The following is a 12,897-nucleotide window of genomic DNA, read 5'->3' as shown; positions in this document are numbered from 1 at the left end:
CGCGGCCGGACGCGTCCGGCCGGCCCGCGCGTCTTCAGGAGCGCCGCGGCGCTGGCGTAAAAAGGAAACAAAAGCGCTTTAAACAGCATGCGGGACCACGCCGCCGCCGGCGGGTCACGATCGACGATCTTACCGTCCGGACGCGTCGCGACAGCCGCAGGGCCCGCCCGCCGCCCCGGCTTCCCCGAAAAGAGGCTCTCATGCGGCGACTGCGTCGGTGCAAAATCATCGCGACCATCGGGCCGGCCTCGGCCAAGGAGGAGACGCTGCGCGCCCTGCACAGGGCGGGAGCCGACGTCTTCCGCATCAACATGAGCCACGCCTCGCATGACGCGATGCGCGAGCAGGTGCGCATGATCCGCGCCGTGCAGGCCGAATCCGGCCGCCCGATCGGGATCCTGCTCGATCTCCAGGGACCGAAGCTGCGCATCGGCCTGTTCAGGGACCGCGCCGTCAAGCTCAAGCCTGGCCAGACCTTCACGCTCGACTCGAATCCCGAGCCCGGCGACGAAACAAGGGTCTGCCTGCCGCATCCCGAAATCCTCAAGGCGCTCGCGCCCGGCCACACGCTGCTCGTCGACGACGGCAAGGTGCGCCTCTATGTGGTCGAGGCCGAGGCCGACCGCGCCGTGGCGCGCGTCGACGTCGCCGGCGAAATCTCGAACCGCAAGGGCGTCAGCCTGCCCGACACCGAGATTCCCGTCTCGCCCATGACCGACAAGGACCGCGCCGATCTCGAAGCCGGGCTTGCGGCCGGCGTCGACTGGGTCGCCGTCTCCTTCGTGCAGCGGCCCGACGACGTCGCCGAGGTCAAGAAGCTCGCGCGCGGGCGCGCCGCCGTCATGTCGAAGATCGAGAAGCCGCAGGCGATCGCGCGGCTCGAGGAGATCGTCGAAATCTCCGACGGGCTGATGGTCGCGCGCGGCGACCTCGGCGTCGAGATGCCGCTCGAAAAGGTGCCCGGCCTGCAAAAGCGCATCAGCCGCATCTCCCGCCGTCTCGGCAAGCCGGTGGTGGTCGCGACGCAGATGCTCGAGTCCATGATCAACTCGCCGGTGCCGACGCGCGCCGAAGTGTCGGACGTGGCGACCGCCGTGTTCGAGGGCGCCGACGCGGTCATGCTCTCGGCCGAAAGCGCCGCCGGCCATTATCCGGTCGAGGCCGTGGCGACCATGAACAGGATCGCCGAGGAGGTCGAGCGCGACGCCTATTACCGCAGCATCATCAACGCCCAGCGCACGGCGCCCGAGGCGACGGGGGCCGACGCCATCGCCATCGCCGCGCGCAACGTCGTCGAGACGCTCGACCTCAAGGCGATCGTCGCCTGGACGGCGTCAGGCGCGACGGCGCTGCGCATCGCGCGGGAGCGCCCGGTCGCGCCGGTGCTCGCGCTCACGCCTTACCCGGAGACGGCGGCCCGGCTCGCCATCGCCTGGGGCGTGCACGCGCTCGTCACCAAGGACGCGCATGACATCGACGACATGACGCGGCGCGCCGCCAAATTCGCCTATCGCGAGGGCTTCGCCTTCGTCGGCGACCGCATCATCACCGTGGCTGGCGTCCCCTTCGGCACGCCCGGCGCGACCAATATGGTGCGCATCGACTTCGTCGACGAGGCGGCGGCCGCCGCCGCCAAGGCCCATTGCGCCACGCTCGAAAAAGAGCCGGCGGATTGACGCGGCGGGCGCGAAGGCCGGTCCCGCGGGATCGGCCTTTCGCGTCAAAATGGAACGCGCTCAGCCGCCGAACAGGCTTTCAAAGAAATTCTTCTCCCGCGCCGGCGGCCGCCCGGCCGCGCGCCCCTGCGTGGGAATGAGGCCCGGCGGCGCGAAGCCGCCCTGCGTCGGGTCGGCCGCGGCGCGGCGCGGCTGCTGGGCCGCGGGCGCGGGTCCCGTCGCGGGGGAGGGCGCGCCCGGCGCGCCGGCCTCCGCCACGGGCGGCGGCGGGGCGACTTCGACCGGCGCCGCGTCCTGCCCTGCGCCCGGCCAGAAGGAAGGCGCCGCCTCGGGCGCGCGCCAGATTCCGCCGGGCAGCGGCTGCGGCGGAACGCCCTGATGCGCGACGCGCATGTAGCGCGACCAGATCTCCACCGGCAGATTGCCGCCCGAGGCCTTTTTGGTCGGCGAGTTGTCGTCATTGCCGAGCCACACGCCGGTCACGAGCCGCGCCGTATAGCCGACGAACCAGGCGTCGCGGAAATCCTGGCTCGTGCCGGTCTTGCCCGCCGCCTGCCAGCCCGGCAGCTCGCCCTTGCGCGCCGTGCCGGTCAGTAGCGTCTCCTGCATCATGGCGTTCATCATCGGGACATAGGCCGCGTCCATCGCCCGTCCGTTGGAAAAGGACTTGCGCTGGTAGAGCAGCTTGCCGGCCGCCGTCTTGACGCGCAGGATGATGAAGGGTTCGACCGCCACGCCGCCGTTGGCGAAGGGCGCATAGGCCGAAACCAGTTCGAGCGGCGTCACCTCCGAGGTGCCGAGCGCGATCGAGGCGTTGGGCGTCAGCTCGGATTCGATCCCCAGGCGATGCGCGGCGTTGATCACCGCCTTGGGGCCGACCTCGAGGCCGAGCCGCACCGCGACCGTGTTGAGCGAGAGGGAGAGCGCCTTCGTCAGCGTCACCGGGCCGAAATACTGGCGCGAATAATTCTCCGGCGTCCAGCCGCGCACGTTGATCGGGGCGTCGTCGCGCACGCTCGCCGGCGTCAGCCCATGTTCGAGCGCGGCGAGATAGACGAAGGGCTTGAAGGCCGAGCCCGGCTGGCGCTTGGCCGCCGTCGCGCGGTTGAACTGGCTGTCGGCGTAGTTGCGCCCGCCGATCAGCGCCTTGATCGCGCCGTTCGGCTCGATCGAGACCAGCGCGCCCTGCTCGACGCCGAATTTCGCGCCCTTGGCGTCGAGCTCCTGCGTCAGCGCGGCCTCGCCCGCGGCCTGCAGCCGCGCGCTGATCGTCGTCGTCACCACGATGTCCTCGTCGACCGCGCCGATCGTGTCGTCGAGGACGTCCATCACATAGTCGGCCGCGTAATTGGCCGAGCCCGCGCCCTTCGGCTTCGCCGGCGTCGCCGGATTGGCGAGGGCGTATTGCGCCATGCCCGGCGTCACGAAGCCTTCCTCGGCCATCGCCGCGACGACCTGCGCCGCCCGTTCCTGCGCGCCCTTCAGGTTGCGGTTCGGCGCGAGCTTGGTCGGGGCCTTCATCAGGCCCGCGAGCATGGCCGCCTCGGGCAGGGTGAGCGCGCGCGCCGGATGGCCGAAATAGCGCTGCGAGGCGGCCTCGATCCCATAGGCGCCCGAGCCGAAATAGACGCGGTTCAGATAAAGCTCGAGTATCTGGTTCTTGGAATATTTGCGCTCGAGCCAGACCGCGAGGATCGCCTCCTGGATCTTGCGCGAAAAGGTTCGCTCCTGCGTCAGGAACAGGTTTTTCGCGAGCTGCTGGGTCAGGGTCGAGCCGCCCTGCGTCGCGCCGCCTGCGGCGTTGCGCGTCGCCGCGCGCAGCACGCCGATGGGGTCGACGCCCCAGTGCGAATAGAAGCGCCGGTCCTCGATCGCCACGAACGCCTTCGGGGCGAAGGCCGGCAGGTCGGAGAGCTTGACGCTCGCCCCGCCCGTGTCGCCGCGATTGGCGAGGAGCGCCCCGTCGTCGGCCAGAATGGCGATGTTGGGCGGGCGCTTCGGCACCTCGAGCTTGTCGATCGGCGGGAGCTGGGTGATGTGGTAGCCGACCACCGCCGTCGCCGCCACGCCGCCCCATACCGCCAGCGTCAGCCCGAGCGACAGCGCGCCGACGAGCCCCGAGCGCCGCCTGCGGCGCGCCTTCGCCGGCTTGCGCGCCCGGCCGGGCCGTTCGCCCCGCTGCGCCATCAACGGCTTCCGCGCCGGTCCGAAATGGGGTTCAAGCCGCTCGTCCGTCTCGCGCCTGCTCATGAAGGCTGCGTCGCCCTTCTCCGTCGGGACTCCGCCGCCCGCGCCGATGCTGGCCCGGCCGGGCTTAACGACGGGTAAAGGCCCGGCGATTGCGGTGGTTTTGCGTCCGCCCCGTCTGCGGGCCGGCGCGCAGGAAGCCGGTGGGAAACGCCTTGCGCCGCTTGCGCAAATTGCCGCGCCGCGCCAAAGTCTCGCCCCCGGCCGAGGCTCACTGGCTTGCGCACGGTTTTATAAGAGGAAACGGACGCGCCATGAAAGTCACCCTTGAGCGAGCGGCCCTGCTCAAATCGCTCGGCCATGTTCATCGCGTGGTGGAGCGGCGCAACACCATCCCGATCCTGTCCAACGAGGCCGCCGCCTCGACCACGCTTCCGGCGCATACGCTTTATGACATCGTGCGCAAGCTGCCCGACGGCGCGCAGGTCTCGCTTGAGGCCATGGGCGACGGCGGCCAGCTCCAGCTGCGCTCGGGCCGCTCGCGCTTCACGCTCCAGACCCTGCCCGACGGCGATTTTCCCGATCTTGCGACGGGCGAGTTCAGCCATGAGTTCATGCTCGCGCCGGCCGACCTGAAAAAGCTGATCGACAAGACCCAGTTCGCGATCTCGAACGAGGAGACGCGCTATTACCTCAACGGCATCTTCCTGCATTCCATGGAGGAGGGGGGCGAGACAGTCCTGCGCGCGGTCGCGACCGACGGGCACAGGCTCGCGCGCGTCGAGATCGCCTGCCCCAAGGGGGCCGCCGGCGTTCCCGGCGTGATCGTGCCGCGCAAGGCCGTGACCGAGACGCAGAAGCTCGTCGAGGGCCTGTCCGAAGACGTCAAGGTCGAGCTTTCGACGACCAAGATCCGGCTCACCTTCGGCGACGTGGTGCTGACCTCGAAGCTGATCGACGGCACCTTCCCGGACTATATGCGGGTCATTCCGGCCGGCAACGACAAGCGGTTGATCGTGGACCGCGCGCCTTTCGCGGCGGCGGTCGACCGCGTCTCGACCATTTCCTCGGATCGGGGCAGAGCGGTCAAGCTCGCCATCGCCGACGGACGCATGACGCTTTCGGTGACGAACCCGGAGTCGGGCTCGGCGCAGGAGGAGCTTGACGTCGACTATGATTCCGCGCCGCTCGACATCGGCTTCAACGCCCGCTACCTGCTCGACATCATGGAGCAGCTCGACAGCGACACGGCGCTGTTCAAGCTCGCCGACCCCGGCTCTCCCACTCTGGCGCAGGACCGCGAGGGCGCGAGCGCGCTCTATGTGCTGATGCCGATGCGGGTGTGACGCCTCACGCCCGCCCCTCGCCCGCGCCCCTTGCCCCCCGCCCCCTCAGCTCCACCGCGAATTTGATCAGCGCCGGGCTCGTGCCGATGCCGAGCTTCTGCTTGACCGTCGAGACGATGTTCGCCGCGGTCTTGTAGCCGATCGCCAGCGCCGCCGAGATTTCCGACAGGCTCTTGCCCTCGCCGAGCAGGGTCACGACCTGCTTCTCGCGCTCGCTCAGCGCCCGCAGCGGGTCGTCGGCCGGTTCGAAATTGGCGAGCGCGAGGTTTTGCGCCACCGACTGGCCGAGATAGACCGCGCCGGCGAGCGCCTTGTCCACCGCCTGCAAAATGGCGTTGGGGTCGTCGTTCTTGGTCACATAGCCGCGCGCGCCGCGCTCCAGCGCCTTGGTGACGAAGCTCGCCGCCTCATACATGCTGAAGATGACGATGCGGGCGGAGGGATTGTCCTTCAAGAGCTCGGGCATGGCGTCGAGCCCGCCAAGGTCCGGCAGTTCGAGGTCGAGGATGATCACGTCGGGCAGAAAAGTCCGGTTGGCCGCGAGCCCGGCCTGAGCGGTCGCGGCCTCGACGGCGGTGAAGTCGGGCCGCCGGGCGAGGATGCGCAGGCAGCCGTCGCGCACGATCGGATGATCCTCGATGAGAAGAATCTTGGCTCCCGCCGTCATGACTCCGCGCCTCCCTGCGCGCCTTCGGCCGTGGTTTCGGCCCCTGTGGGCCGGGGCGTTTCGTTCTGCGCTCTTTGCGGCGCGAGCGGAATGACCGCCTCGATTCGCGTCCCGCCGGCCTCGCCTTCTTTTATCGTAAGACGTCCGTCGAGCTTGCGCACCCTTTCGCTCATGCCGAGCAGCCCATAGCCATAGCGCAGTTCGGGCGGCGGGCCGACGCCGTCGTCCTCGACCGCGAGGCGGATTTCTTCAGCGCCGGAGGGCGCGCGCGCGACCTCCATCGAGACGCAGACCGAATCCGCGCCCGAATGGCGCGCGACATTGGTCAGCCCCTCCTGGGCGATGCGATAGGCGGTCAGGCTCGCCTCCTCGTCGAAGCGCCGCCCGGCGGCCGTCTCCGAAACCTCGATCGCGCAGGAAAACTCCTTGTGCTGCGCGCGAAAGCTTTCGACGAGCTGGGCGAGCGCCTCGGCGAGCCCCATCTGGCGCAGCACCATGGGGCGGATGCGCTCGAGAATGCGGTAGTTCTGCTTCTGGATGGCGTCGGCGAGGGCCGAGACGCTGCGCGCCCGTTCGACGATCTCGGTCTTCGCCTCCGGCCCGACCTCGGCGGAGGCGGCCTCGACGATGCAGGAGGCCGCCGCCCTGATGCCGAACAGCGAGGCGCCGAATTCGTCATGCAGTTCGCGCGCGAGCTCCTTGCGCTCGGCGTCCTGCACCGACATCAGCCGGTCGATCAGGAGATGATTGTCGGCCTCCGAGCGCGCGAGCGTGGCGGAGAGCCGGTTGAAATGGGCGGCGATGGGGGCGAGCTCGCCCGTGCCGATCTGCGGCAGCGCGCCGAACTGGCCCCGCCCGAGCCGGTCGAGCCCTTCGAGCAGCTGGCGCAGCGGCGCGAGCGCATGGCGCGCCGCCGCCACCATGAGCGTGACGATGGCGAAGGACAGGAGCCCGAGCAGCGCGGTCAGGAACAGGAGGCCCGACCAGATTTCGGCCGACTCGTCGGAGGGCTCGCCGCGCATGACGATCTCGCCCCGCGGCTCCGCGCCCCCGCCGAGCGAATAGGTCTTGACGATTTCCGGCGGGCGCAGCAGCGCCGTGAACCAGGCGGGCGCGAGATTCGACGGCGGCGGCGGCGGCGCGTCCGGGAAGGCGACGCGGATGTGGCGGATCTGGGCGAGCCCCTCGCGCAGCCGACGCGCCGTCGCCGCCCGGTCGCCGGGGCTTCTGGCCGCGGCGAGGTCGTCGAGCGCGAAGCGGATCAGATGATCCCCGAGCGTGACGCCCGAGGCTTCCTCCGAGGCGATGCGCCCGCGCGCGCCGGCGAGCGTCGCGCCGATCGCGACGGCGATGCCGAGCGCGAGGATCACGGAAGGGATCAGCGCGAGCCGGGCGAGGATCGAATCGCGAAAAAGACGGACGGCCATGCGCGGCGGGATTCCAGGAGCGTTTGAGCGGCGAGTATGCCTGAAACCGCGGCGCTTGCGCGGGGCTTTCGGCGACGTCCGGCCGCGGGCCGAAGAGGCTTGACGGGCGCCTGAGCCATGGCCATGGTGCGCCCGCCGCGGCGCGCCCGGTTTCGAGCAGCGCGCGAAGACGGCCGAAATCCGCAACTTACGCTGGAGACGCCTCCAGCGGCACGACCCTGCGCTCATTGTGAGGACGGCGGCGATGACCCATACTGCGCAAACCTCGGCCGGCGCGACGGCCGCGTCTTCGCCTTCGCCCTGGCGCCGCGTCGTCGTCAAGCTGTCGGGCGAGGCCCTGATGGGGCCGGGCTCGCATGGCCTCGACATGCCGACCCTGACCCATATCGCCGCCGATCTCGCGGCCTCGGCCGCGCTCGGGGTCGAGGTGGCGGTGGTGGTCGGCGGCGGCAATTTCTTCCGCGGCATCGCCGGGGCCGACAAGGGCATCGAGCGCGCCCGCGCCGACTCCATCGGCATGCTGGCCACGGTGATGAACGCGCTCGCCCTCGAATATGCGATCGAGAAGGAGGGGCAGAGCGCGCGCGCCCTCTCGGCCGTGCCCATGCCCTCGCTGTGCGAGCCGTTCTCGCGGCAGGCGGCGCTGCATCACCTCGGCAAGGGCCGCATCGTGGTGCTCGCCGGCGGCACCGGCAATCCCTTCTTCACGACCGACACCGGCGCGGCGCTGCGCGGCGCCGAGCTTTCGTGCGACCTGATCATGAAGGCGACCCAGGTCGACGGGGTCTATTCGGCCGACCCCAAGCGCGACCCGAACGCCACGCGCTACGAAGCCCTGTCGCAGGACGAGGCGATCGCCAAGAATCTCGCGGTGATGGACACGGCCGCTTTCGCCCTTGCGCGGGAGAACCGGATTCCGATAATCGTCTTTTCCATCCGCGAGCCGGGCGCGATCAGCGCCGCGCTGCAGGGGAAGGGGCGCTTCAGCCTCGTCTCGCCTTAAGGCCGGCGCGTCGGGCCGCCCCCGTCGACGCGCCGGGGCGCGGCGTTCAGCAGGATCATGAGCCAGGACCGCCCCAGATGAGCGCAGACTTCGACCTCGCCGACCTCAAGCGGCGCATGCAGGGCGCGATCGCGACCCTGAAGCATGAACTCGGCGGCCTGCGCACCGGACGCGCCTCGGCGAGCCTGCTCGAACCCATCCATGTCGAGGCCTATGGCCAGTCCATGCCGATGAACCAGGTGGCGACGATCAGCGTGCCCGAGCCGCGCATGCTCTCGGTGCAGGTCTGGGACAAGGGCATGGTCGGCGCCGTCGAAAAGGCGATCCGCAACTCCAATCTCGGCCTTTCGCCGATGACCGAGGGGCTGGTGCTGCGCATCCGCATCCCCGAGCTCAACGAGCAGCGGCGCAAGGAGATGGCCAAGGTCGCCCACAAATACGCCGAGGACGCCCGCGTCGCCATCAGGCATGTGCGGCGCGACGGCATCGACATGTTGAAGAAGCTCCTGAAAGACAAGGAGATCAGCGAGGACGACCAGAAGCGGCAGGAGGCGGAGGTGCAGAAGGCGACCGACCAGTTCGTCGCCGACGTCGATTCCGCCCTCGCCGCCAAGGAAAAGGAGATCATGCAGGTCTGACGCGCCCCGGTTCTGACGCCCCTCCCCGGCGCGCGCGACGGTCCCGCGGCTTGCGCCGTTCAGGCGCGGGGCCCGGCTGGCCTGCGCTTCAATTCTTTGCTTGAACGCATGTTCCGGAGGCGGGAGTGTGCGGCTTCCGCTGAAGATGCTCTAGAAGGCGGCGCCAGGACGCGATGCGAAGCATGTTCTCGAACAAGACGCCGGCCGCGGCGACGCCGGACAAGCGCGCGCCCGTTCATGTCGGGGTCATCATGGACGGCAACGGCCGCTGGGCCGCGGCCCGCGGCCTGCCGCGCATCGAAGGCCATCGTCGCGGCCTCGAGGCGCTGCGCGGCGCCGTGCGCGCCGCGATCGACTTCGGGCTCGACTATCTCACCGTCTACAGCTTCTCGGTCGAAAACTGGAGCCGCCCGCAGGAGGAGATCTCCGATCTCCTCGGCCTCCTGAAGTTCTTCATCCGCAACGACCTCGCCGATTTGCGCAAGGCTGACGTCAAGGTCAGGATCATCGGCCGGCGCGACGACCTGAAGCCCGACGTCCGCGCGCTCCTCGCCGAGGCCGAAGCCACGACCCGCGACTGCGGCGGCCTCACCCTGATCGTCGCCTTCAATTACGGGGCGAGGCAGGAGATCGCCGCCGCGGCCCGGGCGATCGCCGAGGACGCGCGCGCGGGCCGGATCGACCCGTCCGCCGTCGACGCGGCCTATTTCGCCTCGCGGCTCGACGCCGCCGGCGCGCCCGACCCCGACCTCATCATCCGCACCTCCGGCGAGCAGCGCCTGTCCAACTTCCTGCTCTGGCAGGCGGCCTATTCGGAGTTCGTGTTCCTGCCGATGCACTGGCCCGACTTCGATCGCAAGGCCTTCGCCGCCGCCCTCGCCGAATATGGCCAGCGCGAGCGGCGCTTCGGCGGCTCGGCCCCGGCCGTGAGCGTGGCCGGAGGCTGAGCCATCACCCCTCGAGACGCAGGCGCGCGCGCCATGGCCGAAACAAGCCTCGACAACGCCGGCGGCGCCCCGCGCGGGACGAGCGGACGCGGCCCGCTGCGGCCGGGGCGGCGCATGGCCGACCTTGCGCCCCGCGTCGTCTCGTCGCTGGTGCTGGCCGCCGCGCCGCTCGCCTCGGTGGTGTTCGGCGGCGCGGCCTTCGTCCTGATCTGGTGCTCAGCCACCCTCGCCGTCGCCTATGAATGGCAGACGCTGATCAAGACGCTGCGCCCGCGCCTGCGCTTTCTCGCCGTCGCGGCGGCCGTGGGCGCGGCCGCCTATCTCTCGGCGCGCCAGACTTATGCGGCGGCCTGCCTCGCGCTGCTGGCCGGCGGAGGGCTGGCGGCGGCCGCGGCGGGGCCGGGGCGGCGCCTCTGGGCCTTCTGCGGCGCGCCCTATGCGGGGTCGCTCATCGTCGCCCTCTGCCTTCTGTTCTTCTCGGCCGGCGGCGGCGCGAAAGCCGTCGTCTGGCTCTGCGCCACGGTCTGGGGCACGGACGTCTTCGCCTATTTCGGCGGCCGGCTGATCGGCGGGCCAAAACTCTGGCCGCGCGTCTCGCCGTCCAAGACCTGGTCGGGCACGCTCAGCGGGATCGTCGCCGGCGCGAGCCTTGGCGCGCTCGTCGGGCTTTACGGGGCCGACGCGCCGGCCTTCGCGACGCTCGCGCCGGTCTTCCTGCTGGGCCTCGCCGCCGCCGCCGTGTCGCAGGCCGGCGACATTTTCGAATCCGCCGTCAAGCGCCGCTTCGGGGTCAAGGATTCGAGCGCGCTGATTCCAGGCCATGGCGGCTTCATGGACCGGCTCGACGGCTTCATCGCGGCCGCGGCCTTCGCCGCCGGTCTCGCCGCGCTGCGCGGCCCGTCCGGCCTGTTTCACTGGACCTGAGCCCATTCGCCCCCGCTGCGGCCTCTGTGGCCGATGGGCGACAGTCGCGCCGAAACGAACCGCCGCGACTGTCTTTTCGTCGCCGCCCATGATGTTATCGGGACGTTTCCCGCCCTTCGACGGAACGTCATGAAAAAAGTCGTCCATCTGCGGCCCAAGAGCGCGCATGAGAGCGCGCAGGAGCCGCCCGCGCCCGCTCGCGAGGCGTTTTGGGCGCCGGCGCCGTGCGCCGCCCCGCGCAGCCTCGTCGTGCTCGGCGCGACGGGCTCGATCGGGCGCTCCACCGCCGAAGTGGTCAAGGGCGCGAGCGGCGCCTTCACGGTTTCGGCCGTCGCCGGCGGGCGCGACGCGGCGGCGCTGGCGAGGACCGCCGTCGAACTCGGCGCCGCCTTCGCCGCCGTCGCCGATCCCGCCGCCTATCGTGACCTCAAGGCCGCGCTCGCGGGCACCGGCGTCGAGGCGGCCGCGGGCCCCGAGGCCGTGGTCGAGGCGGCGCTGCGCCCGGCCGACATCGTCGTCGGCGCCATCGTCGGCACGGCGGGCGTCGCGCCGACCTTCGCGGCGCTGCAGGCGGGGCGCACCGTCGCCCTCGCCAACAAGGAATGTCTCGTCTGCGCCGGCCCCGCCTTCATGAAGCAGGCGGCGGCCTCGGGGACGCGCCTGCTGCCGGTCGACAGCGAGCACAACGCCGTGTTCCAGGCGATGGGCGAGGCCGATCTCGCCGCGGTCGAGATGATCACGCTGACGGCGTCCGGCGGCCCGTTCCGCGCCTGGAGCTTCGAGGCCATCGCCGCGGCGACGCCGGAGCAGGCGCTCGCCCATCCGAACTGGTCGATGGGCCCGAAGATCACGGTCGACTGCGCCGGGCTCATGAACAAGGGCCTCGAAGTCATCGAGGCGCATTACATCTTCGGGATCGAGCCGGAGCGGCTCGACGTTCTGGTGCATCCGCAATCGGTCGTGCACGGGCTCGTCGCCTTCACGGACGGGTCGGTCTCGGCCGGGCTCGCCGCGCCCGACATGAAGGTGCCGATCGCCCATTGCCTCGCCTTTCCGGCGCGGCTCAAGACCAAAGCGCGCCGCCTCGACCTCGCCGGCGTCGGCCAGCTGACGTTCGAGCGGCCCGATTTCGCGCGCTTCCCGGCGTTGCGCGTCGCCCTCGACGCCTTGCGCGCCGGGCGCGGGCTTCCTACTGTATTGAACGCGGCCAATGAAATCGCCGTCGCCGCCTTTCTCGAACGGCGCATCTCGTTCCACGAGATCGCCCGGCTCGTCGAGGAGGCCTGCGACGGCGCGCTCGGCGACGGCGTGGCGCGCGAGCCGGAGACGGTCGCCGAAGCGCTCGAGATCGACCGGGCCGTGCGTGAGCGGACGAGCGCCCGTCTGCCGCAGGGCGCGGCGGCGTCCTGAAGCGAGGGGCGTCCGTCAGCCTGACGGGCCGCGCGCCGCGCGCCCGATGAGGAGATGATGGATATTCTTTCGCCCCTTTGGTCGGCCGCGACCTATGTCTTTCCCTTCATCTTCGTGCTCAGCGTCGTGGTGTTCTTCCACGAGCTTGGCCATTTCCTCGTCGGCCGCTGGTGCGGCGTCAAGGTCGACGCCTTCTCGCTCGGCTTCGGCCCCGAGATCTTCGCGGCGGTCGACCGCCACGGCACGCGCTGGCGCGTCGCGGCCCTTCCGCTCGGCGGCTATGTGAAGTTCCACGGCGACGCCAACGGCGCCTCCATGACCGACCAGCAGGCGGCCGCCATGATGGCCCCGCAGGAGCGCGCGGTCAGCTTCTTCGCCCAGCCGGTGTGGAAGCGCGCGGCCATCGTCGCGGCCGGGCCGATCGCCAATTTCATCCTCGCGATCGTCATCTTCTCGGGGGTCTATTACGTCAACGGCCGCGCCGTGCTGACGCCGGTCGTCGACGCCGTGACGGCGGGCGGCGCGGCCGAGGCGGCGGGCTTCAGGCCCGGCGACGTCATCGTCTCGATCGACGGCCGGCCGATCGGCAGCTTCGAGGACATGCAGCGCATCGTCCAGGCTTCGAGCGACGTGGCGCTGACCTTCGTCGTCGACCGCGCCGGCGCGCCGGTC

11 protein-coding genes are annotated in these 12,897 nt (G+C 70.6%); 8 read left to right on the top strand and 3 right to left on the bottom strand.

What is annotated here, in order from left to right:
- Positions 1-200 precede the first annotated feature (200 nt).
- The gene (gene pyk, locus ACILRB_RS10240; RefSeq protein WP_395666197.1) at positions 201-1,676 is read left to right on the top strand and encodes a pyruvate kinase; all 1,476 of its coding nucleotides are present in this window, start codon (positions 201-203) and stop codon (positions 1,674-1,676) included.
- A gap of 60 nt (positions 1,677-1,736) precedes the next feature.
- On the opposite strand, the gene ACILRB_RS10235 is transcribed toward pyk, so the two are convergent.
- Positions 1,737-3,863 (bottom strand): transglycosylase domain-containing protein, encoded by a 2,127-nt coding sequence (locus tag ACILRB_RS10235; RefSeq protein WP_395666196.1) that lies wholly within the window; start codon positions 3,861-3,863, stop codon positions 1,737-1,739.
- A gap of 314 nt (positions 3,864-4,177) precedes the next feature.
- Between ACILRB_RS10235 and dnaN the strand changes: the two genes are divergently transcribed.
- Complete coding sequence (dnaN, locus tag ACILRB_RS10230) at positions 4,178-5,209, top strand: DNA polymerase III subunit beta (RefSeq protein WP_395666195.1); 1,032 nt, start codon at positions 4,178-4,180, stop codon at positions 5,207-5,209.
- Positions 5,210-5,213: 4 nt separating this feature from the next.
- On the opposite strand, the gene ACILRB_RS10225 is transcribed toward dnaN, so the two are convergent.
- Positions 5,214-5,876: a response regulator gene (locus ACILRB_RS10225; protein WP_395666194.1), complete on the bottom strand. Its 663-nt coding sequence runs from the start codon at positions 5,874-5,876 to the stop codon at positions 5,214-5,216.
- Positions 5,873-7,303 (bottom strand): ATP-binding protein, encoded by a 1,431-nt coding sequence (locus tag ACILRB_RS10220; RefSeq protein ID WP_395666193.1) that lies wholly within the window; start codon positions 7,301-7,303, stop codon positions 5,873-5,875. Before ACILRB_RS10220 ends, ACILRB_RS10225 begins: the two co-directional genes overlap by 4 nt.
- Positions 7,304-7,547: 244 nt before the next feature.
- Here ACILRB_RS10220 and pyrH point away from each other — a divergent pair, with 244 nt between their 5' ends.
- The 6 genes from pyrH to ACILRB_RS10190 form a co-directional block, all read left to right on the top strand.
- Positions 7,548-8,306: a UMP kinase gene (gene pyrH, locus ACILRB_RS10215; protein WP_395666192.1), complete on the top strand. Its 759-nt coding sequence runs from the start codon at positions 7,548-7,550 to the stop codon at positions 8,304-8,306.
- Between the two features lie 77 nt (positions 8,307-8,383).
- Positions 8,384-8,944 carry a ribosome recycling factor gene (gene frr, locus ACILRB_RS10210; RefSeq protein WP_395666191.1) on the top strand — a complete coding sequence of 187 codons (561 nt, stop codon included), beginning with the start codon at positions 8,384-8,386 and terminating at the stop codon, positions 8,942-8,944.
- Positions 8,945-9,117: 173 nt separating this feature from the next.
- Positions 9,118-9,891, top strand: coding sequence for an isoprenyl transferase (locus ACILRB_RS10205; protein WP_395666190.1), 774 nt, complete (start codon positions 9,118-9,120; stop codon positions 9,889-9,891).
- Between the two features lie 33 nt (positions 9,892-9,924).
- Entirely contained in the window at positions 9,925-10,815 is an 891-nt protein-coding gene (locus ACILRB_RS10200) for a phosphatidate cytidylyltransferase (protein WP_395666189.1), read from the top strand.
- A 129-nt stretch (positions 10,816-10,944) separates the two neighbouring features.
- Positions 10,945-12,225, top strand: a complete 1,281-nt coding sequence (dxr, locus tag ACILRB_RS10195) for a 1-deoxy-D-xylulose-5-phosphate reductoisomerase (RefSeq protein ID WP_395666188.1) — start codon at positions 10,945-10,947, stop codon at positions 12,223-12,225.
- Between the two features lie 57 nt (positions 12,226-12,282).
- Positions 12,283-12,897: M50 family metallopeptidase (locus tag ACILRB_RS10190; protein WP_395666187.1), on the top strand; the 615-nt coding region annotated here is incomplete at its 3' end.

The sequence above is a fragment of the Methylocella sp. genome (assembly GCF_044226135.1).
GTDB lineage: Bacteria > Pseudomonadota > Alphaproteobacteria > Rhizobiales > Beijerinckiaceae > Methylocapsa.
This window is presented reverse-complemented; position numbering and strand designations above follow the sequence as displayed.